Here is a 20,993-nt window from a genome sequence, read left to right on the forward strand (position 1 = left end):
GCTACTCACCAGTGGGTCGGTGCTCCCCCTCTGCGAGGACCTCTTCCGCCGAGGTGGCGGTGATCGCGCGGTCGAACCAGAGGTCGAGGACATCGAGGTCGTCGCACGACGTGACGCGCTCACGGTCTGCGTTCGAGATCTCGACGCCACGGCGATCCAGCAGATGCAGGATGTCTTCGACCTTCGCCTGGGCGCGGCCTTCGTCACGGATTTCCTCGGAGATGTACGACTTGTAGAAGGAGAGGTCCACGGCCACCAGGTTCCTCCAGAGTTCTCCGGCCCGGCGATTTACGCCGAGGCTTTGTGCGGAGCGCTTGGCCAGCGGTTCAGAATCCTAGGTAGACGATCTGAACGATGTAGACACGTTCGCTGCGTACGACGACTTGATACGTGAACATGCCGCCAGGAACGATGATGTTGCCGCCCGTCGGGTCGATGCCCTGGTGGGCCCGGCCGTGGAGGTGGACGGCTTCGGCAGCTCTGACCAGCTCGTCCGCCTTGGTCTCCACCCTGGCCAGGAAGTCAGCGGGAGCAGTGCGGGCGGCTGCCTCCGCGCCGAAGGCGTACTCCCATTTCCAGCTCAACCGCGAACTGCCTTCGTGGCTTCGTCCAGGACGGCGCTCAGCTCTCGCAAGGCTTCCTCCGCGGAGGCGGAATCCTCGTGTTCCAGCTCGCTCTGCGCGCGGGCAAAGCGAGAGGAAAGGTCGGGGCGGCGAGCGATCTCGATGTCCCTGGCCCAGATCAGGACCCAGCTCTGCACAGGGCTCAGGGACTGCCACTCGACGGCCTGCGCGAAAGCCTCGTCCTTGGTGGCCTGCATCTCCACCAACCGGCCCGGGGCAACGACGGCCAGGGCGGCGCGCAGTGCGTCGGGCGTCTGCTCGGGGCGGGGAATCAGCTCGTGTCCGTGGTCGGCCAGTGTGCTCATGGTGTCCTCCAGGAGTGCCCCGCCCAGGGTATCCGGCGGAATCGGCAGCGAAGGGGACTCGTCGGCAGCGGGGAGGGAGAGGATCGCCATGCTAGGCGGCCTCCATCAGGTCGGATCGGCAGGCGCGGCAGCGGCCGGGTTCGGGGGCGCGGAAGGCGTGGTCGCAGCCGTCGCAGTTCTGGAGCGGGTGCCGGGCGCTCGCCGGTGGTGGGGTGGGGGCGCGGAACGGGGGCGGGGGTGGCAGTTGGGCGGTGAGGCGGTGGGCGAGGAGGGCGGCGGGTCGGCGTGGGCCTTCGGGTGGCAGGTCTGCGGTGAGTGCGTGGCGTACGGCGGTGGGGCTGACGTCGCGCTCCAGCCAGGCGGCGACGCCGGGGGCGAGGTGGGCGGTGTCGCAGGTGGAGAGGAGGAGGCGGGGGTCGTGGAGGCGGAGGTCGGTGAGGAGGTCGGTGGCGGTCTGGAGGAGGGCGGGGGCGGGGTGCGCGGGGCGAGGGACGGCGGGGAGGGGCTTGCGGGGTGCCGGTTTCTTCGGGGTTGGGTGTGAGGGGCGTACGACGGGCTCGTGGTCGGCGGCCTCGCGGTGGCGTCCGGGCTGGTTGCAGGAGATCGTGCGGGTGATGATGCGGCCGCCGGGGATGCGTTCGCGGGTGCGGCGCAGGTAGCCGTGGGCTTCGAGTTCGCGCAGGGCTGCGGCGATACGGGTCGCGCCCTCGGGGAAGCGGGCGGCGAGGGTCTTGATGTCGACGCGGGCGCCCTTGGGCAGCGACTGGATGTAGCAGGCCAGCCCGATCGCGAGGAGCGACAGTTCCGGGTGCTGGACGAGGTGGTTGCCGATCACCGTGAAGCGGGTGGTGTGGCGGGTGTGGTCGTGGTCCAGGCCGCCGCCGGGGTGGGCGTGCCGGCGGGGGTGGTTTTTGCCCGCGGGGCGGGACTGGGCGTGCGGGGGCACGCTAATGTCGTGCGTATCCATCGGGAAGAGGTCCTGTCTTCCTTGGTGGTCAGGCCCTCGCACTGGGATTGCCGTCCCGGCGGGGGCCGTCGCATGTCTGGGGTTGTGTTGCGCCGAGCGTAAGGCAGGCAACGGGCCGGGAATCCAGCTGAGTTGGTGATGTTCACTCGCCCGGGTGAGGCGGCGTGCGACGCGGCTTCGGGAGGGTGGGGTGGGGCTTGGTGGGGTGCTTTCACCGTCGTGGTTCTTTGGGGAAGGCGCCCCTGCCGCCGGAGCACGCGTTTCTGTGCTCCGGTGACAGGTTCTCGGGGAGGGCGGGGTAGGCCGGGGGACTGCGGCGGGTGCGATGGCTGACCCCCGCGACTTCCCTCCCGCGACTTCCCTCCCGCAATTGGAGGATTTGGGCCACGCCCAGCCCTAGCCACCTGGGCTTTTCCATCCCGATCGTGGCCCAAATCCTCCAATCGCTCCCATCTCGCACGCGTTTCTGTGCTCCGGTGGGAGGCGCAGTTCCGCCCAGACCGTCTTGCGCGGGTGCGGGCCCTGGGCGGTGCCCCACCGGTCGGCGAGCGCCTCGACGAGGAGGAGACCCCGGCCGGACTCGGCGTCCGGGGTGGGGATTTGGGGCTGCGGGAGTCGGTCGCCGCAGGTGTCGGTGACCTCGATGCGCAGGGTGTCGGCGACGACGTAGAGGGTGAGCCGGAAGTCCCGGCCGGGGACGCGGCTGTGGGTGGCGGCGTTGGCGGCGAGTTCGGCGACGAGGTGGCGTGCCGGGTCCAAGGGGATTTCCCAGGCGCGGAGTTGCTCGGTGGCGAGCAGGCGGGCGAGGCGGGCTCCTCGGGGCGTGGGGGACAGCTGGACGCTGAAGTTGCGGACGGGGGCGGCGGTTTCTTGGATCACGTCACTCAGAGTGGCCGCCCGTGGCTACCGTGAACAGTGACGACTCCGTTGCGTACGGTGACTGTCCGGGCGTTGTCCGGTGGTGTCCGGGCTGTCGGGACGGGCCGTACGGGTAGAGGCGTCGCGGCACGGTCGTACGACGGAGGGGTGCGGGATGACGCAGGTGGACGGCAACGCGGCGCGGCTCAAGAGCGAGGCGGACGAGCCGGGTTGGGAGGTTGATCCGGACGACGACTGGGGCCTGGCGGTCGTAGCCACGGTGGGACGGCAGCTGCGGCTGCGCCGGGAGGCGGTGGGGATGCGGGCCGCCGACTTCGGGGACGCGGTCGGATACGGCGAGGACATGGTGTACAAGATCGAGGCCGGGAAGCGGATCCCCCGACCCGAGTATCTGGACATGGCGGACGAGGTACTGCGGGCCGGCGGACTCCTCGCCGCCATGAAGGAGGACGTGAAGAAGGTCCGGTACCCGAAGAAGGTGCGGGATCTGGCGCAGATGGAGGCGAAGGCGGTCGAGCTTCAGCTCTACGACCCGCTGAACATCCATGGGCTGTTGCAGACGCCGGAGTACGCGCGGGGGCTACTGCTCATGCGGCGCCCCGCGTACACCGAGGACGAGGTGGAGCGGTTCATCGCCGCTCGGGTGGCCCGTAAGGCCGTCTTCGAGCAGGACCCCGTGCCTGAGCTCAGCTTCGTCCTGGAGGAGTGGACGCTCCGCCGCCCGCTCGGCGGGCGGACGGTGTTGCGATGCCAGCTCGAACATCTGCTGGTGGCAGGACAGTTGCGGAACGTCGAGCTTCAGGTGATGCCGATGGATCGCGAGGAGCACGCCGGGGTAGACGGTGGGATTGAGGTACTGAAGTTCCAGGACGGATCAGCGATGGGGCGTTCACCCGTGGTGGCCCACGGCCGGCCGGTCTCCGATCCCAGGCAGCTCCGTATCCTTGAACTGCGGTACGGCATCATCCGGGCGCAGGCTCTCACGCCGCGTGAGTCCACCGCCTTCATCGAGCAACTGCTGGGGGAAACATGATCCGCAAGACCTCGGTCGGGGACGCCTCCGAGCTGGCGTGGTTCAAGAGCAGCTACAGCAGTGGCAGCGAGGGCGACTCCTGCGTCGAGATCGCCCCCACCCCCGGCACCATCCACGTCCGCGACTCCAAGAACGTCGAGGGCCCCCGGCTCACCGTCACTCCGGCCGCGTGGGCCGACTTCGTGACGTACGCGGCCGAGGGCTGACACCTGCGCGCCTTGCCCCGACAGGGGTGCCGCCGTCGTGGGCGAGGTGCGATTGAACTGGCTCGTGCGGTAGTTGGCGTAACACCGTCGTACCCCAGCAATTGTCGGTGGGGGCGGCAAGCGATCGTCTCTATCACGGCCTACGATCCGGGCGACATCACTCCATCGAATCCAGAATGCGGTCGAGTGTCCGGCGCCCCATTCTGCTCATCGTCGGATTGCTCTCGACGTAGTACCAGACAACACCCATCGCCTGTTCGAACGCCCATGCCTTGCCGCGCTCCCACTCCAGATCGTCACAGACCAGTGTCCGCCGGAGGACTTCCCGCGGGCCTGGCTGCAACAGGTGCCAGGCACTGACCAGATCCAGCGCGGGGTCGGCCGGGCCGAAGCCGCCGGTGTCGAGTACGCCGCTGAGCCGGTCTCCCGCGACCAGTACATTGCCGGGGATCAAGTCACCATGGCTCATCACGTCGGCACCCGTGCGTGGCAACTCCCGAAGGTGGCTCCACACCTGGCGCAGCCGGGGCACGTCGAGCATCCCCTTGCTCTCCTCGAAGCACTTCGCCATCCAATCGTCGTGGTGAGCGAGATCGCCGCCACGATTGTCGCCGTTGAAAAGCCGCCCCCGCGTCTCGGCGTTCCGCAGGGCGGAGATGAAGGCCGCAAGGTCCTCGGCAAAAGCGTCCGACCTACTCGGGTCGGCATCCGAGGCGACCGTTCCCGGCAGCCATGTCTGGACCGACCACGGCATGGGGTAACCCGCTCCAGGCTTTCCCAAGGCGACGGGTTCCGGGGCGGGGAACCGAGACACCTGTGCCAGCTCCGCGCTCGCCTGGGCTTCCTGTTCCAGAACCGCCAGCGCCTCGGCGGCATCGGCCAGACGCAGTGGGAAACGCGCAGAGAGGTCGTTCCCGATGCGGAAGATGGCGTTGACCGTCCCGGTCGACGACAGGAGTTGGATCGCCTTGCCGCTCCACTGAGGGAACTGTTCCTGGATCAAGGTCGCCACGATTTCGGTGGTCACGTCCACTTGGTCATCGTGCATGGTCATCTCTGGCAGGCCCTTCCACTGGTCCAATTCGAAAGGCCGGAAGCAGACCAGATCAACTGAGACGACAGCCAGTATTCATACGCCAGGGTCCAGATCAACTGAGATTTTCGGCCGCCCAGGTGTCTCAACCGTGTTCTGGCGATCGGCACGGTCGTCGCCTCGCTGCCGCGGACTCACCCTCGATCCGCCCCTCGCCGGAGGATCTCAACCTCGAACCACGGAACACTTCTTGTCAGCTCCGGACCATCCCCACTGGGAGCAGGGCAGCCCCGGGGACGCGCCGTGGACCGACTGAGCGAAGATCCACCGCTGCTCGGCTTCTGCCGCCGAACTCTCAGTCGGCGCCACCAAGGCTGCGGATCATCCGGCTCCACAGGTGCGTCTGGCAGCGCCGAAAAGACGCCGGCCTTTGCGTGCCAGCCGCGGAACACGCCACGGAACATCGGGTGAGGCTCGTGCGGTAAAGGGCCCCTCAATGAAGCCACTGTGCTCTCCTTCGTATGTCCGTTACCGTTAACGTGAGCGCTAACGTTACCGGTAACGGGAGTTTTGCTCAAGGGAGCAGATTCCGTCAACGCCCGCCGGCGGACGGCTCACGATCCGCCGGTGGCGTTCTGGCGCTGCCTTGCTCGCGTGGCAGTGCCGGGATGCTGGTGATGGCGCGGCAGGCCGGTGAACCTGATTGACTTGGACACAGGGCGGCACAGGAACAGAAGTGAGTGGGCGGCGTGGCCGGACAGCGGGAAACGGAAGACCAGCGGGCGCGGGGTGCGAGAACCGTCAAGCGCGTCACGCTCCGCGACGTTGCTCAGGCGGCAGGCGTGTCCCATCAGACCGTCTCCCGGGCGATCAACGGCAAGGGGGAGATCGACCCGGGGACTCAGCAACGCGTGCTCGATGTCGCAAGGCAGTTGCGGTACCGGCCCAGCCGGTTCGGCCGAGGGCTGGTCCGCCCGGACGTCGTATCCGTCGGGCTCATCGTTCCCGACGTGGTCAACCCCTTCTTCCCGGAGTTCGTGGCAGGAGTGATCGCGGCCGCGGACAAACGCAACTGGCAGGTGCTCGTGGCCAGCACCGAGAACGATCGGTCCCGGGAGCTGGCCATGGTCCGCTCACTCGGCCAGCAGGTTGACGCTCTTGTCGGCTACATCAGCCATCCCGATGCGCAGCTCGAGCCGTACGTGGGCACCGTGCCGCTGGTTGTAGTCGATCGCGGGCTGGACTCGTCGAACCACGCGTTGGTCCACATCGACACCGCGGCCGGAATCCGGGCCGGGATGCAGCACCTCATCGACCGGGGTCACCGCCGGATCGGCATGATCGACTGCGAGTGCGTGAGCGCCCCGATGGTCCGGCGCCGCACCTTCCTCGAAGTCGTCGGCGAACATGCGCTGCCCGTCGACGAGGGCTGGGTTGTCATGGGTGAGCAGTCCCCGGCCGGGGGCGCCGCCGCGTTCGAGGCGCTGTACGCCGCGCGCCCAGACCTCACCGCCGTGGTCGCCTTCAACGACCTGGTTGCGATCGGCGCGCTCCGGGCCGCCCGCCGGCTCGGCGTCCAAGTACCGGACGACTGCGCACTGGTCGGTTACGACGGGCTGAGCGTCGTCGATCTCGTCGACCCGCCACTGACCACCCTCCACCTCGACAAGCGACGGCTGGGCGAACTGGCCATCCAGCAAGTCGACCAACTCCTCGCAGGCGAACTGCCACCCCCTATCGTCCTGACACCGAGCTTGAAAGTCCGCGGCACGACGTGACCCACCTTTGACCTCGATCCGTCAGCGGGGTTCGGCCGCTGAGTGGCTCGGTGGTTCGCCCGTAATGTCCCCTGCCGTCGGGGGTGGGCCGTCGCGTGACGCTGTGGCTGCGCGGCCGGGTTCCACGGGCCCGGGGTGGTGCGAGTCTCCTCCGTTCTGGTCTTCGTCGGGACGGGCCGGACCGTCAGGTGACGGCGGGAAGTTCAGAGAGTCGCTGCCAGCAGGTGGTGGACGCGTTGGCCCAGGGCCAGGTGGCCTCGATACGGAGCCAGCGGCGGCGGGCGTGTTTCGTGAGGCGGGCTCGCAGATGGTAGAGGCGAAAGCGCATGGTGCCGGGCTCGGGATCGACCAGGTCGGTGTGGTCGCGCATCGACCAGATCGGCGTGGTCGCGCAGCGCCAGGAGCCTTACCCAGGCGTCGAGGTCGGCGGCCAGTTCGCGGTGAGCATCCAGCCGCAGGTCACCCAGCCGCAGTTCACGTCCCAGGACTTGGACGGGAGGTTGTGCAGGCCCATCGCCTTGTTCGTGGGGCAACCGCACCCGTCCTCCACTTCAGCGTGATCACGGTGGAGGACGTCGAGGAATTGAGGCTGGTGGGAGCCGGCGATGCCCCACGTCCGGCCGATGTTCGTCGCGGTGATGCTGTAGCGCGGTGATGCTGTAGCGCCAGCCGGTCTTGCGCTCGAAGTCGGTCAGCTTCTTGGTCTGCCGGCCCGACGGCTTGACCCGCCGGACGATCAGCCGGATGCTCTCGGGCCGACCCTGGATCTGCCCGGCGGGCGGCGGCCAGTCCGTGGTCCTTGGACCTGCCCGGTCCGTCGGCGGCGCCGGTGCGGCCGGGCAGGATGCGCGGCACCGTCCTCCGAGCGGTACCTTCATCGTCACGCCGATGAGGAGAGTCAACGTGAGTAAGTTCGTGCGGCCCGCGGCCGAGGGCGCCGACCCCTTCGGGACCGCCCGTCTCAGGCGAGGTGTGCTCGACGCCTGGGCCACCAGTCCCGCTCGCTTCCGCGAGGACGCAAACGCCGAGGAGGATCTGGTTCTCGGCGGGTATCGGGACCGGCTCGTCGTGGAGCTCGCTCAGAATGCCGCCGATGCGGCGGCGAGGGCGGGAGTGCCCGGGCGGTTGCGGCTCACTCTTCGTGGTGGGGTCCTTGTCGCCGCCAACACCGGCGCGCCCCTCGACGCGGCCGGTGTCGAGTCGCTCGCCACGCTTCGGGCCTCCGCGAAACGGGACACGCCCTCCATCGGCCGTTTCGGTGTCGGGTTCGCCGCCGTTCTGTCCGTCACCGACGAGCCCGCGGTCGTCGGGCGGCACGGCGGTGTCCGGTGGTCCCTCGTCGAGGCCCGGGAGCTGGCCGGTGACATCGCCCGGCACAGTCCGGGGCTGGGGGACGAGATCCGTCGGCGTGACGGGCATGTGCCGCTGCTGCGGCTTCCGTTCGCCGCCGAGGGCACCGCGCCCGACCCGTACGACACGGCCGTCATCCTGCCGCTGCGCGACCCGGCCGCCGCCGACCTCGCCGGACGGCTGCTGGCCGCCGTGGACGACGCCCTGCTCCTCGCCCTGCCGGGGCTGGAGGAGGTCGTCATCGAGGTCGACGGGGACGAGCCGCGGACGCTGCGGCGCCGGACCGACGGCGACTTCACCGTCGTAGAGGACTCACGGGACGGTACGACCCGGTGGCGTACGGCCGTCGCGCACGGGCCGCTCACGCCCGACCTGCTCGCGGACCGGCCCGTCGAGGAACGGCTGCGGCCGCACTGGTCCGTCACCTGGGCCGTGCCGGTCGACGAAGACGGCACGCCTGCCCGGCCCCGCACCACTCCCTTCGTGCACGCACCCACCCCCAGCGACGAGCCCCTCGGCGTCCCCGCCCTGCTCATCGCCTCCCTCCCGCTGGACACCACCCGCCGGCACGCGGCCCCCGGCCCGCTGACCGACTTCCTCGTGCAGCGCGCGGCCGACGCGTACGCCGGACTCCTCGCCGACTGGCGTCCGGTGACCGCCGGCATCATCGACCTCGTGCCCGGCCCGCTGGGCAAGGGCGAGCTGGACGGGGCGCTGCGGCAGGCGATCCTGGAGCGGCTGCCGCGGACCTCCTTCCTGCCGCCGGCCGTGGAACCGTCCAAGAACGAGGACGAAGACCTGCCCGAGTCCCTCCGTCCCCGCGACGCCGAGATCGTCGAAGGCGCCGGTTCGGAGACCGTCCAGGTGCTCGCCGAGGTGCTGCCCACCCTCCTGCCCGCCGGGCTCGAACGGCGCGTCGAGCTGCGGACGTTGGGGGTCGCGCGGGTTCCGCTGACCGACGCCGTCGACCGGCTGGCCGGGCTGGAGAAGGAGCCGGAGTGGTGGCGGCGGCTGTACGACAGCCTCGCCGGGGTCGATCCGGACCGGTTGTCCGGGCTGCCCGTGCCGCTCGCCGACGGGCGGACCACCATCGGGCCCCGGCAGGTGCTGCTGCCCACCGCCGACGCCGCCCGGATCGACCCCGAGGTCCTCGCCCGGCTCGGCCTCAAGGTCGCCCACCCGGACGCCGCCCACCCCCTGCTGGAGAAGCTCGGCGCCCTCCCGGCCACCGCCCGGGCCGTTCTGACGACCCCGCAGGTACGGGCCGCAGTGGCCGCCTCCCTCGACGACGAGGGCGCGCTGGACTGGGAGCAGGACGCGCCCGACGCCGAGGAGCTGGCCGACACCGTTCTCGCGCTGGTGCGTGACGCGGGCCTGGAACCCGGCGACGAGCCCTGGCTCGGCGCTCTCGCCCTCCCCGACGAGGACGGGGAACTGACCCCGGCGGGCGAACTCGTCCTCCCCGGCAGCCCCTTCCACCAGGTCATGCGCGAGGACGAGCTGGCCTCCGTCGACCCCGAGCTGGCCGACAGGTGGGGCGAGCAGCCGCTGGCCGCGTGTGGTGTCCTCGCCAACTTCGCGCTGGTCCGCGCCACCGACGTCGTCCTCGACCCGGACGAACTGGAGCCCCGCGACGGCGACTTCGCCGAGCCGGACGACGTCGGCCTGCTCGACGCGGTCGACGTGTGGTGCGAGGACATCCTCGACCGCTTCCCGGACACCCCCGTACCGCCCGTCGCCACCGAGCTGGTCGCCGTTCGCGACCTGGACCTGGTGGACGACGACAAGTGGCCGCAGGCTCTTGCCCTGTTGGCGAAACCTCCGCTGCGTGACGCGATCACCCAGCAGGTGCGCATGCTGCTGCCCGACGGCACGCATGAGGCCGTACGGCCTTACACCGCATGGTGGTTGCGCGGGCACCCGGTGCTCGACGGCCGCCGCCCCGCCGGCCTGCTGGCCGCCGGCGGCGACCCGCTCCTGCGGGGGCTGTACGACGAGGCCGACGCGACCGGGTTCGACGACGAGCAGGTGCTGCGGGCGCTGGGCGTACGGACGTCCGTGGCCGCGCTGCTCGACGAGCCGGGCGGCGCCGCGGAGCTGCTGGACCGGCTCGCCGACCCCGACCGGGACGTCACCGGCGCCCAACTGCACGCCCTGTACAGCGCGTTGGCCGATCTGGACCCCGAGCAGGTGACCCTGCCGGACGAGCTGCGGGCCGTCGTCGACGGGCGGGTCGAGGTGGTGGACGCGGCCGAGGCGGTGGTCGTCGACTCGCCCGACCTGCTGCCCTTCACCGAGGGCGTCCCGCTGCTGCCCGTACGGCCCGCCCGGGCCGCCGAGCTGGCCGAGCTGTTCCAGGTGCGGCGGCTGAGCGAGTCCGTCACCGGAGGAGTCGACTCCGAGGGCACCGAACACGACGTACCGGAGTCGGTGCGGCTGCTGCTGGGGGCACGGACCCCTTCGACGTACGTCGAACACGAGGAACTCTTCGTCGACGGCGTGGAGATCGACTGGCGCCTGACGAACGACGGCACCCTGCACGCCGCGACCCTGGAGGGCGTCGCCGCGGGCCTCGCCTGGGCGGCGGGGCAGTGGCCCCGGCGGTTCGAGGTGGCGGCGTTGATGGAGGACCCGTCGCGGACGGGGGAGTTGGCGCGGGATCGCTGGTTCGACTGATGCGGTGACATGACAGCAGGGGTCGTCCTGCCGGACGGCCCCTGTTCCGGTCAGCTGCGCGAAGCGCTCGGCGTCCTCCTGTTTCAGCGGGTCGCGCCCCCCCGAGAGGCCTTCTCTCGACAACCCGTCAGGAAATCTCCATTACCTCGTACAACCATTCACATGCGTCGCGGATCCCACCACATGAGCCAACAGGCTCCACCATCACTTGGGCCCCGTGCGACGACGAGCCGTAGGGAACGACCACTGCCGGGGCCCCTTTCTCCACGTGGGGAACACATGCGCATTCGAGCCACCGTGGCCGCCGTCACCGGCGCCCTGGCCCTGTCCGCCTTCGTCGCGCCGGCCGCCCAGGCCGACGCTCAAGGCACCGCGAGCGTCGACAAGCCGAGCGTCGCCGAGCGTTTCGGCGCGTCCTCGACCAAGTCCACGTTCGGCGCGTCGGCCACCGCCGAGGCCCTGCCCGTCGTGTCCAACGTGACGGTCAACTCCGGCAAGGACCTCGTCCTGGGCACCACGGCCGTCAAGACCTTCACGGTGTCGCTGACCGCGAGTCACGCCACCGGTGTCGAGGACGCGTACATCGACCTCTGGCACGGCACCGACGTCGAGAGCGACATCGACGGCCTGCTGCTGCCGAACGAGGACGTCGCCACCTGCACCGCGGCCAGTGCCACCACGTCCACCTGCAAGCTGACCATCACGGCCACGCCGGGCATCTACGGCGACCTGTACAAGAACGCGCTGGCCGGCACCTGGCACGTGACCGCCGGTGTCCTCGCGGGCGACGGCAGCATCTACTGGAACGACTTCCAGAAGACCCACAAGGTCAAGCGCGCCGCGAAGGTGACCGTCAACGCCGCGCCGGAGCCGGTGAAGAAGGGCAAGACCATCACGGTCACCGGCAAGCTGAGCCGCGCCAACTGGGAGACCGGCGTGTACGCGGGCTACTCCACCCAGAAGGTGGTGCTGCAGTTCCGTAAGAAGAGCGCGACCACCTACACGAACGTGAAGGGCATCACGACGAGCACGACGGGCGCCCTGAAGACCACGACGACGGCCAACGTCGACGGTTACTACCGCTTCACCTTCGCGGGCACCGGGACCACCGGTACGGCCACCGCCGCCGGTGACTACGTCGACGTGCAGTAAGCGCGCCGACAGCACAGGCACTGCCGCCGACTCCCGGGTTTCCGGGGGTCGGCGTTCCGTTTCCCCATACGGGCCCCAAACATTGCCTATGTACCGACAAAATCGTGATCCGTCCGTACAACCCACCCCACCGGTCGCGAATCTGATCACGTGAGTCAACAGGCTCCTAGATCACTTCTCCCCCTGGGGAACGCACATGCGCATTCGTGCCACCGTGGCCGCCGTCACCGGCGCCCTGGCTCTCTCCGCTCTCGTCGTGCCGGCCGCGCAGGCCGCCGACGCCTCGTCGTCCTACCGTACGGACGCCACGAAGGCCTTCGCCGCGGCGCACGCCGCCGGCTCCGGAAGGACCGCGTTCAGCGCCGCCGCCGACGCGGCGGACCCGGACGTCACCTTCTCGAACCTCAAGATCGCCAGTGCGATCAAGGTCGGCACCACCAACGAGGTCACCACCACGGTCACCTACACGATGACCCACGGCACGGACGTCGACATCACCTCCGACGACTTCGCCACCGGCCCCGTCATCTACAAGGGCTCGTACGACTCCCCGAGCAACGTGCTGGGGGGCGACTACCCGGCGACCTGCACCGCGACCTCGTCGACCACCGCCAGCTGCAAGGGCGACATCAACATCTACCCGGCCGAGGACTACCTGATCAACGCCGACGCCGGCACCTGGACGGCCGGCGCACTGGCCCTCACCTACAGCGACCAGGACGGAAGCGTCCAGGGCGAGACCGACCAGGGCAGCCTCGGCACCACCAAGGTCCAGCGCTACTCCAAACTGACGGTGAACGCCGGTCCCGAGCCCGTCTACAAGGGGAAGACCATCACCTCCACGGGCAAGCTGTCCCGCGCCAACTGGGAGGACGGCCACTACCACGGCTACACCAACCAGCCCGTCAAGCTCCAGTTCCGCAAGGCCGGCACGAGCACGTACACCACGGTCAAGACGGTGTACTCGGACTCGTACGGCAACCTGAAGGCCACCGCCACCGCCGCCTACGACGGTTACTGGCGCTTCAGCTTCGCGGGCACCACGACGACTCCGGCGGTCAGCGCCGTCGGTGACTACGTCGACGTGCGCTAACTCCCTCGGCTCTACGCCGGGACGCGGCGGTCGACCACCCTCCACAGCAGTTCCAGGGCGACCGCCGCCACCGCCGCGATGCCGACCGCGATCCACGGCATCGTCACCCCGACCAGCTTCAGCGCGAAGAACTCCTGCAGCCACGGCACCACCAGCACCAGTACGAACCCGGCACCCATCGTCGCCACCAGCGCGAGGCGCCACCAGGTGTAGGGGCGGGCGATGATCGCCAGCACCCACATCGAGACCAGGAACAGCGTCAGCGTCGCGGCACTGGTCTCCGCGTCCAGCGCGCCACTGCCCGTGTAGTGGTGCCGGGCGATCAGATACGTCGCGAAGGTCGACGTCGCGGCCACCACCCCGCCCGGGATCGAGTACCGCATCACTCGCCGTACGAAGTTCGGCCTCGCCCGTTCCTTGTTGGGCGCGAGGGCGAGGAAGAAGGCCGGCACGCCGATGGTGAGGGTGGACAGCAGGGTCAGGTGGCGGGGCAGGAAGGGGTACTCGACCTGCCAGCACACCACCAGGATCGCCAGCAGGACGGAGTAGACCGTCTTGACGAGGAAGAGCGTCGCGACCCTCGTGATGTTGCCGATGACCCGTCGGCCCTCCGCGACCACCGAGGGCAGCGTCGCGAAGCTGTTGTTGAGCAGCACGATCTGCGCGACCGCCCGGGTCGCCTCCGACCCCGAGCCCATCGCCACGCCGATGTCGGCGTCCTTCAGGGCCAGGACGTCGTTCACGCCGTCGCCGGTCATCGCGACCGTGTGCCCGTGCGACTGCAGGGCGCCCACCATGTCCCGCTTCTGCTGCGGGGTGACCCGCCCGAACACCGTGCCGTCGTCGAGGGCCGTGGCCATCCCGTCCCGGTCGGTGGGGAGCCGGCGGGCGTCGATCGTGGTTCCGCTCAGCCCGAGCTTGCTCGCCACCGCCCCCACCGACACCGCGTTGTCCCCGGAGATGACCTTGGCGCGGACGTCCTGTTCGGCGAAGTAGCGCAGGGTGTCGGCCGCGTCGGGCCGCAGCCGCTGCTCCAGTACGACGAGGGCGGCGGGCTCGGCTCCTCGCGCGGGTTCGGGATCGTCCAGGTCACGGGCGGCCCGGGCCAGGAGCAGCACCCGCAGCCCCCGCTCGTTGAGCCGCTCGGTCTCGGCGAGGGCGGGGTCGTCGTCCGCGAGGAGCACGTCCGGGGCGCCTAGCAGCCACGTACTGGACTCCCCGTTCCCCTCGCTGAAGGAGGCGCCGCTGTACTTGCGGGCGGAGGAGAACGGCAGGGACTCGGTGCAGCGCCAGTCCTCGACGTCCGGGTAGGCGTCGATGATCGCCTGGAGGGAGGCGTTGGGGCGCGGGTCGGACTCGCCGAGGGCGCCGAGGACCTTCTCCACGTACGACGAGTCGCTGCCGTCGAGTGCACGCAGCTCGGTGACGTCCATGCCGCCCTCGGTGAGGGTGCCCGTCTTGTCGAGGCAGACCGTGTCGACGCGGGCGAGGCCCTCGATGGCGGGGAGTTCCTGCACCAGGCACTGTTTCCGGCCGAGCCGGATGACGCCGATGGCGAAGGCGACGGAGGTGAGCAGGACGAGCCCCTCCGGGACCATCGGGACGATGCCGCCGACGGTCCGCGCGATGGAGTCCTTGAGGTCGTTGTCCTTGACGAACAGCTGGCTGATGATCAGGCCGATCGCGGTCGGGACCATCATCCACGTCACGTACTTGAGGATCGTGGAGATGCCGGAACGCAGCTCGGAGTGGACGAGGGTGAACCGGGAGGCCTCTTCGGCGAGCTGGGCGGCGTAGGCCTCGCGACCGACCTTGGTCGCCTTGAAGGCGCCGCCGCCGGCCACCACGAAGCTCCCGGACATGACCTGGTCCCCCGGCCGTTTCACGACCGGGTCGGCTTCCCCCGTGAGCAGCGACTCGTCGATCTCCAGCCCGTCGGCCTCGACGCACACCCCGTCGACCACGGCCTTGTCGCCGGGGCCGATCTCTATCAGGTCGTCCAGCACGATGTCGCTGGTGGCCACCTCGGAGGCGGTCCCGTCCCGGCGTACGGTCGGCCGGGCCTCCCCGATCACGGCCAGCGAGTCCAGGGTCTTCTTCGCCCGCCACTCCTGGATGATGCCGATGCCCGTGTTGGCGAGGATCACGAACCCGAACAGGCTGTCCTGGATCGGCGCGACGAACAGCATGATCACCCAGAGCACGCCGATGATCGCGTTGAACCGGGTGAAGACGTTCGCACGGACGATCTCGACGGTGGACCGGCTGCTGCGCACCGGCACGTCGTTGACCTGGCCCCGCGCGACCCGCTCCGCGACCTCGGCGGCGGTGAGACCGGTCACCGCGATGTCCGGGACCGTCGTCGCCCGCGCAGGATCGAGTTCGGCGGCGCCCGCGTCGATGTGCGTCATGCATTCGACGGTACGTGCGGATTTACGGCTTCACCCGCGGAGTGGGTGAAAGATCCGACCTGGGGAGGAGGGGGGAGGGGTTGAGTGATGCCGTGGTACTAGGGGTGCCGGCCGCTCAACGGCATGGTGCGGGGCGTCCTCGGGGGCTGCTGCCAGATGTGTCTCGCCCCCGCCGCCCCTACCCGTCCCATCCTCCAGGGGCGCCCCCCTTCGCCCCCGCACCAGGGGGCTCCGCCCCCTGAACCCCCGGGACCTTTGCCCACCCACCACCCGACTCGGTCGGACGAGAAGTGACCCTCGACCACCTGGCTCGGGTGGGTGGGAGGTGATTGTCTGCTTGCCGACTCGGTCGGGTGGGTGGTGACTTTCGGCCAGCTGGCTCGGGTGGGTGGGAGGTGATTGTCTGCTTGCCGACTCGGTCGGGTGGGTGGTGACTCTCGACCAGCTGACTCGGGTGGGCGGGAAGTGCCCCTTTGCCTGCTGACCCGGATGGGCGGGAGGTGCTCCTCGACCTGCCGACTCGGTCGGGCGGGTGGTGACTCTGGACCACCTGACTCGGATGGGCGGGCAGCAATGCTCTGCCTGCCGTCCCGGGTGGGCGGGTGGTGACACTCGACCACCCGGGACGGTCGGGCGCGGGGGGCCTCTGCCTGCCGTCTCAGCCGGACGAGAAGTGACCCTCGACCTGCCGTCAGCCGTATCAGCCGGCGCGAAATCGCCCTCGACCTTCGCCTCTCGACCAACCGAGACGGGTGGTGGGTGGGCATAGGCCGGGGGTCTGGGGGCGGAGCCCCCAGCGCGCGTCCGCGCTCGCGCCGGGTGTCTACTCTGCGGACGGTGCCTCAGCCCCCGTCGCCCTGTTGATCGCCGCGTCCCGCTTACGGACGTACCAGATGCCGATCAGGCCCAGGCCCGCCCCGGCCAGGCATGTCCAGACCCACCAGGTGTGGCCGTGGTCGTCGAACCAGCCGTAGAAGGGGAGCTGTACCAGGAAGAGGGCGAACCAGAGGATCGTGCCGCCGATGATGGTGGGGACGATGGGGCCCTCCAGGGGCTCCGGCGCCTCGTGCTTCGGGGTCCACTTCTCCATGGGGGACAGCTTACGAGGCGATCAGGTCTACGCGCGGAGATGGCGTCGATCGGGCCATATGTTCATACTGAAACTGTTTTTGTCCGGCCACTTTTCTTCGTACGAAACACCAAAGGCCCACGCATGCCCACCTCGGCCCCCGCCCAGGCCCCCGCGCCCCAGCCGCCGGGCGGTACGCCCGCCCACGGCGCCCTCGACCGCCACTTCCGGATCTCCGAGCGGGGCAGCACGCTGTCCCGGGAGATCCGGGGCGGTTTCGCCACCTTCTTCGCGATGGCCTACATCATCGTGCTGAACCCGATCATCCTCGGCAGCGCGAAGGACCTGTACGGGCACCAGCTCGACAACGGACAGCTGGTCACGGCGACGGCGCTGACGGCGGCGTTCACCACCCTCCTCATGGGCGTCATCGGCAACGTCCCGATCGCTCTCGCCGCCGGCCTCGGTGTGAACTCGGTCGTCGCCCTCCAGCTCGCCCCCCGGATGTCCTGGCCGGACGCGATGGGCATGGTCGTCCTCGCCGGCTTCATCGTGATGCTCCTCGTGGCCACCGGCCTGCGCGAGCGCGTGATGAACGCCGTGCCCTACGGCCTCCGCAAGGCCATCTCCATCGGCATCGGCCTGTTCATCATGCTGATCGGCCTCGTCGACTCCGGCTTCGTCTCCCGCATCCCGGACGTCGCCCAGACCACCGTCCCCCTCCAGCTCGGCGGCGACGGTCACCTCAACGGCTGGCCGGTGCTCGTCTTCGTCCTCGGCACGCTGCTGACCCTGGCCCTCATCGTCCGCAAGGTCTCCGGCGCGATCCTCATCTCGATCGTCACGATGACCGTCCTCGCGGTGATCATCAACGCCGTCGCGGACATTCCCTCCTGGGGTCTGACCACGCCCACGTGGCCCGGCAACCCCGTCGCCACCCCCGACTTCGGCCTGATCGGCGAGGTCAGCCTCTTCGGCGGCTTCGCGAAGGTCGGCGTACTGACCGGCGTCCTCTTCGTCTTCACCGTGCTGCTGTCGTGCTTCTTCGACGCGATGGGCACGATCATGGGCGTCAGCGACGAGGCCAAGCTGACCGACGCCCAGGGTCAGATGCCCGGCATCAACAAGGTCCTGTTCGTCGACGGTCTCGCCGTCGCCGCCGGCGGCGCCAGCTCCTCCTCCGCCACCACCGCCTTCGTGGAGTCCACGGCCGGCGTCGGCGAGGGGGCACGGACCGGCTTCGCGAACGTCGTCACCGGCGGTCTCTTCACCGTGGCGCTCTTCCTCACGCCGATTGCCACGATGGTGCCCTCCCAGGCGGCCACCCCGGCCCTGCTCGCGGTCGGATTCCTGATCCTGGCCGGCTCAGTCAAGGAGATCGACTGGGCCGACCACACCATCGCCGTCCCGGCCTTCATCACCATGGTGATGATGCCGTTCACCTACTCGATCACCAACGGCATCGGCATGGGCTTCATCACCTTCGTGGTGCTGCGTCTGGCAGCGGGCCGCGCCAAGGAGATCCCGGCCGCGATGTACGTCGTGGCGGCGGTGTTCGGCTTCTACTACCTGATGCCGGCGCTGGGCCTGACGTAAGCCCGCTCCCGTAAGCCGCTCCCGCAAGCCCGCTCCCGTAAGCCCGCTCCCGTAAGCCCGCTCACGGCACCCCGTAGAACTTTTCCGTCTCCTCGACGGCGGACTGGAACCGCTCGTCGAAGTCGTCGCGAACGAGCGTCCTGACCACGTAGTCCTGGACGCTCATTCCCCTCTTGGCCGCATGGTCCCGGAGCCGCTCGAGCAGCTCCCCGTCTATCCGCAGGCTGAGCACGCTGGTCCCCATGAACACGAGGGTCGCCGGGCCGGGCGGCGCGCGTTCACTTTCCGCTGCCGATTCACTCGTACGGGTGCGGATCGGGTTTCAGTGGTGGGTCTCACGGGAATCTGTGCGCGCGCCAGCTTGTTTAGCGAGAGTAATGAGTTACCCTAAAGACATGTCGGACCTTACCCATGGCGACGACGCTGCCGCCGTGAACTCCCTGCGCTCCGCCGTCATGCGGCTGTCCCGTCGGCTCAAGCACCAACGGGTCGACGAGTCGCTGAGCCCGACCGAGATGTCGGTGCTCGGCACCCTGTCCCTGTGCGGCAAGGCCACCCCGGGTGAACTCGCCCGCAAGGAGCACGTCCAGCCGCCGTCGATGACCCGCATCGTGGCGCTGCTGGAGGCCAAGGGCCTGGTCCGTCTCGAGCCGCACCCCGAGGACCGGCGCCAGAAGGTCGTCACGAAGACCGAGCAGGCCGAGGCGATGCTCGAGGAGAGCCGCCGCAAGCGCAACGCCTTCCTGGCCACCCTGGTCGACGGCCTGAGCGAGGACGAGTGGGCGAAGATCCGCGCCGCCGCCCCCGTACTGGAGAAGCTGGCACACCTGTAAGCAGCGTTCACAAGGAGGCGACCTTTTGAGTTCGGGACCCGGAGCAGACTCCGCCCCCGCACCGACCACCCACGACTCCCCGCCCACCCCCAAGCGCTCGTCCATGTTCAGCTCGCTGAAGGTCAGGAACTACCGGCTGTTCTTCGCCGGCCAGGTCGTGTCCAACATCGGCACCTGGATGCAGCGCATCGCCCAGGACTGGCTGGTCCTGAGCATCACCGGCTCCGCCACCGCCGTCGGCATAACGACGGCCCTGCAGTTCCTGCCGATGCTGCTCTTCGGCCTCTACGGCGGCGTCCTCGTCGACCGCCTGCCCAGGCGGCCCACGCTGCTCTTCACGCAGTCCTCGATGGCCCTCACCGGCATCGCGCTCGCGGTCCTCACCCTTTCCGGCCACGTCCAGGTCTGGCACGTCTACCTCGCCGCCTTCGCCGTCGGTCTCGCGACCGTCGTCGACAACCCGGCCCGCCAGTCCTTCGTCTCCGAGATGGTCGGCCCGGACCAGCTGCAGAACGCGGTCAGCCTCAACTCCGCGAACTTCCAGTCGGCCCGCCTCGTCGGGCCCGCCGTCGCCGGCCTGATGATCACCGGTGTCGGCACCGGCTGGGCGTTCCTCTTCAACGGCCTGTCCTTCATCGCGCCCCTCGCGGGCCTGCTGATGATGCGAGCGCGTGAGCTGCACGTCGTCGAGCGCGCCCCGCGCGCCAAGGGCCAGCTGCGGGAGGGCCTGCAGTACGTCGCCGGGCGCCCGGACCTGATCTGGACCATCGTCCTGGTCGGGTTCGTCAGCACCTTCGGCTTCAACTTCCCCGTCTACCTCTCGGCCTTCGCCGACGACGTCTTCCACGCGGGCGCGGGTTCCTACAGCCTCTTCAACACGCTGATGGCGGTCGGCTCCCTCGCGGGCGCCCTGCTCGCGGCCCGGCGCGGCACGGCCCGGATGCGCGTGCTGGTCGCGGGGGCGGTGGCCTTCGGCGTGATGGAGATCGTGGCCTCGATCGCTCCCTCCCTGTGGCTGTTCGCCCTGCTCATGGCCCCGATCGGCATGTTCGGCATGACGGTCAACGTCACCGCCAACAGCAGCGTCCAGATGAGCACCGATCCGGCCATGCGGGGCCGGGTGATGGCCCTCTACATGATGGTGTTCATGGGCGGTGCCCCGATCGGCGCGCCGATCGCCGGCTGGATCACCGACGCGTACGGCGTCCGGGCGGGCCTGGCCGCGGGCGGCGTGGTCTCGGCCGCCGCGGCCCTGACGATCGGCCTGGTCCTGGCCCGCGTCGGCGGCCTGCGGCTGTCGGTGGGCTGGAACGGCGGGCATCCGCAGGTGCGGTTCGTACCGCGGGAGCGGGAGGAGCTGGCTGCGGCGGCGTAGCCGTTCGGGGCGTCAGTCTCGGGGGAACTCGTGGGTTTTGAGGGTGAGGCCGACGACGGTGTCGGTGAGGTCCACGTCGTCTCCGAAGGAGACCTTCGTCTCGATCGCGTAGTCCGCGTCCTTGGGGTGGACGTAGAGACGGCACTTGCCCTGATAGGGATCGACGATGAGGTACACGGGGACTTCAGCCAGCGCGTACGCGGTCTTCTTGGGACCGTAGTCGTTGGCGGCCGTGCCCCGGGAGATGACCTCGGCGACGAACTCGACGTCCTCATGGTGCCAGCGACCCTGGTCGTCCTTCACAGCCGAGGCGCTGAGCATGGCCACGTCCGGGCAGAAGCCGTTCTCGTGGCCGGGGAAGTCGATGCGTACGTCCGAAAAGACCTTGACGTCCATCCCGAACCTGTCCTCGACAGCCCGTACGATCCGGCGAATGATCTCCCAGTGGGTGTCGCGCTGCGGCGTCATGTGAACATTGCCCCCGACGATCTCGACCCTGAATCCTTCGGGGACGGGCATCCGCTCAAGCCGCTCGAACCACTCGTCCAAGCGCTTGGTATTGGCGTCGGCCATGGCGATCCTGTCGTCTACGACGGTCATCGTGGCGCTCCTCC

The 20,993-nt window shown here is 69.5% G+C and carries 20 protein-coding genes; 9 read left to right on the top strand and 11 right to left on the bottom strand.

Annotated features, from left to right (window positions below; translation table 11 throughout):
• Position 1 precedes the first annotated feature (1 nt).
• From AC5P09_RS15680 to AC5P09_RS15700, 5 genes are all read right to left on the bottom strand, one after another.
• Positions 2-256 (bottom strand): hypothetical protein, encoded by a 255-nt coding sequence (locus tag AC5P09_RS15680; protein ID WP_493874482.1) that lies wholly within the window; start codon positions 254-256, stop codon positions 2-4.
• 70 nt (positions 257-326) lie between these two features.
• Complete coding sequence (locus AC5P09_RS15685) at positions 327-584, bottom strand: hypothetical protein (RefSeq protein WP_493874483.1); 258 nt, start codon at positions 582-584, stop codon at positions 327-329.
• Positions 581-928, bottom strand: coding sequence for a hypothetical protein (locus AC5P09_RS15690; RefSeq protein ID WP_493874559.1), 348 nt, complete (start codon positions 926-928; stop codon positions 581-583). The genes AC5P09_RS15685 and AC5P09_RS15690 overlap by 4 nt, the downstream gene beginning before the upstream one ends.
• 91 nt (positions 929-1,019) lie before the next feature.
• Complete coding sequence (locus AC5P09_RS15695; RefSeq protein ID WP_493874484.1) at positions 1,020-1,895, bottom strand: helix-turn-helix domain-containing protein; 876 nt, start codon at positions 1,893-1,895, stop codon at positions 1,020-1,022.
• Between the two features lie 396 nt (positions 1,896-2,291).
• The gene (locus AC5P09_RS15700; RefSeq protein ID WP_493874485.1) at positions 2,292-2,774 is read right to left on the bottom strand and encodes an ATP-binding protein; all 483 of its coding nucleotides are present in this window, start codon (positions 2,772-2,774) and stop codon (positions 2,292-2,294) included.
• 154 nt (positions 2,775-2,928) lie between these two features.
• Here AC5P09_RS15700 and AC5P09_RS15705 point away from each other — a divergent pair, with 154 nt between their 5' ends.
• Both AC5P09_RS15705 and AC5P09_RS15710 read left to right on the top strand, forming a co-directional pair.
• Positions 2,929-3,807, top strand: coding sequence for a helix-turn-helix domain-containing protein (locus AC5P09_RS15705; RefSeq protein ID WP_493874486.1), 879 nt, complete (start codon positions 2,929-2,931; stop codon positions 3,805-3,807).
• Positions 3,804-4,013: a DUF397 domain-containing protein gene (locus AC5P09_RS15710; RefSeq protein WP_493874487.1), complete on the top strand. Its 210-nt coding sequence runs from the start codon at positions 3,804-3,806 to the stop codon at positions 4,011-4,013. Before AC5P09_RS15705 ends, AC5P09_RS15710 begins: the two co-directional genes overlap by 4 nt.
• A gap of 157 nt (positions 4,014-4,170) precedes the next feature.
• On the opposite strand, the gene AC5P09_RS15715 is transcribed toward AC5P09_RS15710, so the two are convergent.
• Positions 4,171-5,067 carry an aminoglycoside phosphotransferase family protein gene (locus AC5P09_RS15715; protein ID WP_493874488.1) on the bottom strand — a complete coding sequence of 299 codons (897 nt, stop codon included), beginning with the start codon at positions 5,065-5,067 and terminating at the stop codon, positions 4,171-4,173.
• 719 nt (positions 5,068-5,786) lie between these two features.
• Between AC5P09_RS15715 and AC5P09_RS15720 the strand changes: the two genes are divergently transcribed.
• Positions 5,787-6,824 (top strand): LacI family DNA-binding transcriptional regulator, encoded by a 1,038-nt coding sequence (locus AC5P09_RS15720; protein ID WP_493874489.1) that lies wholly within the window; start codon positions 5,787-5,789, stop codon positions 6,822-6,824.
• A gap of 184 nt (positions 6,825-7,008) precedes the next feature.
• Here AC5P09_RS15720 and AC5P09_RS15725 read toward each other — a convergent pair whose 3' ends face one another.
• The gene (locus AC5P09_RS15725; protein ID WP_493874490.1) at positions 7,009-7,194 is read right to left on the bottom strand and encodes a hypothetical protein; all 186 of its coding nucleotides are present in this window, start codon (positions 7,192-7,194) and stop codon (positions 7,009-7,011) included.
• 533 nt (positions 7,195-7,727) lie between these two features.
• Here AC5P09_RS15725 and AC5P09_RS15730 point away from each other — a divergent pair.
• The 3 genes from AC5P09_RS15730 (at position 7,728) to AC5P09_RS15740 (ending at position 13,095) form a co-directional block, all read left to right on the top strand.
• Positions 7,728-10,850: a sacsin N-terminal ATP-binding-like domain-containing protein gene (locus AC5P09_RS15730; protein ID WP_493874491.1), complete on the top strand. Its 3,123-nt coding sequence runs from the start codon at positions 7,728-7,730 to the stop codon at positions 10,848-10,850.
• Between the two features lie 279 nt (positions 10,851-11,129).
• Positions 11,130-12,002 (top strand): calcium-binding protein, encoded by an 873-nt coding sequence (locus AC5P09_RS15735; protein WP_493874492.1) that lies wholly within the window; start codon positions 11,130-11,132, stop codon positions 12,000-12,002.
• A 196-nt stretch (positions 12,003-12,198) separates the two neighbouring features.
• Positions 12,199-13,095, top strand: coding sequence for a hypothetical protein (locus AC5P09_RS15740; protein ID WP_493874493.1), 897 nt, complete (start codon positions 12,199-12,201; stop codon positions 13,093-13,095).
• Between the two features lie 11 nt (positions 13,096-13,106).
• Here AC5P09_RS15740 and AC5P09_RS15745 read toward each other — a convergent pair whose 3' ends face one another.
• Together AC5P09_RS15745 and AC5P09_RS15750 are read right to left on the bottom strand one after the other, a co-directional pair.
• The gene (locus tag AC5P09_RS15745; protein ID WP_493874494.1) at positions 13,107-15,506 is read right to left on the bottom strand and encodes an HAD-IC family P-type ATPase; all 2,400 of its coding nucleotides are present in this window, start codon (positions 15,504-15,506) and stop codon (positions 13,107-13,109) included.
• A gap of 823 nt (positions 15,507-16,329) precedes the next feature.
• Positions 16,330-16,596 carry a DUF2530 domain-containing protein gene (locus AC5P09_RS15750; protein ID WP_493874495.1) on the bottom strand — a complete coding sequence of 89 codons (267 nt, stop codon included), beginning with the start codon at positions 16,594-16,596 and terminating at the stop codon, positions 16,330-16,332.
• Positions 16,597-16,719: 123 nt separating this feature from the next.
• On the opposite strand from AC5P09_RS15750, the gene AC5P09_RS15755 reads away from it, so the two are divergent.
• Positions 16,720-18,171 carry an NCS2 family permease gene (locus tag AC5P09_RS15755; protein WP_493874496.1) on the top strand — a complete coding sequence of 484 codons (1,452 nt, stop codon included), beginning with the start codon at positions 16,720-16,722 and terminating at the stop codon, positions 18,169-18,171.
• A gap of 61 nt (positions 18,172-18,232) precedes the next feature.
• Here AC5P09_RS15755 and AC5P09_RS15760 read toward each other — a convergent pair whose 3' ends face one another.
• On the bottom strand, positions 18,233-18,421 hold the full coding sequence (locus AC5P09_RS15760; RefSeq protein WP_266448357.1) for a ribbon-helix-helix protein, CopG family: 189 nt from the start codon (positions 18,419-18,421) through the stop codon (positions 18,233-18,235).
• 145 nt (positions 18,422-18,566) lie between these two features.
• Between AC5P09_RS15760 and AC5P09_RS15765 the strand changes: the two genes are divergently transcribed.
• Entirely contained in the window at positions 18,567-19,004 is a 438-nt protein-coding gene (locus AC5P09_RS15765; RefSeq protein ID WP_493874497.1) for a MarR family winged helix-turn-helix transcriptional regulator, read from the top strand.
• A 25-nt stretch (positions 19,005-19,029) separates the two neighbouring features.
• The gene (locus AC5P09_RS15770; protein ID WP_493874498.1) at positions 19,030-20,379 is read left to right on the top strand and encodes an MFS transporter; all 1,350 of its coding nucleotides are present in this window, start codon (positions 19,030-19,032) and stop codon (positions 20,377-20,379) included.
• A gap of 12 nt (positions 20,380-20,391) precedes the next feature.
• Here the strand turns inward: AC5P09_RS15770 and AC5P09_RS15775 are convergent, their stop codons facing one another.
• Complete coding sequence (locus AC5P09_RS15775) at positions 20,392-20,979, bottom strand: Uma2 family endonuclease (protein ID WP_493874499.1); 588 nt, start codon at positions 20,977-20,979, stop codon at positions 20,392-20,394.
• Between the last annotated feature and the right edge of the window lie 14 nt (positions 20,980-20,993).

This window comes from Streptomyces sp. a15 (assembly GCF_059026085.1).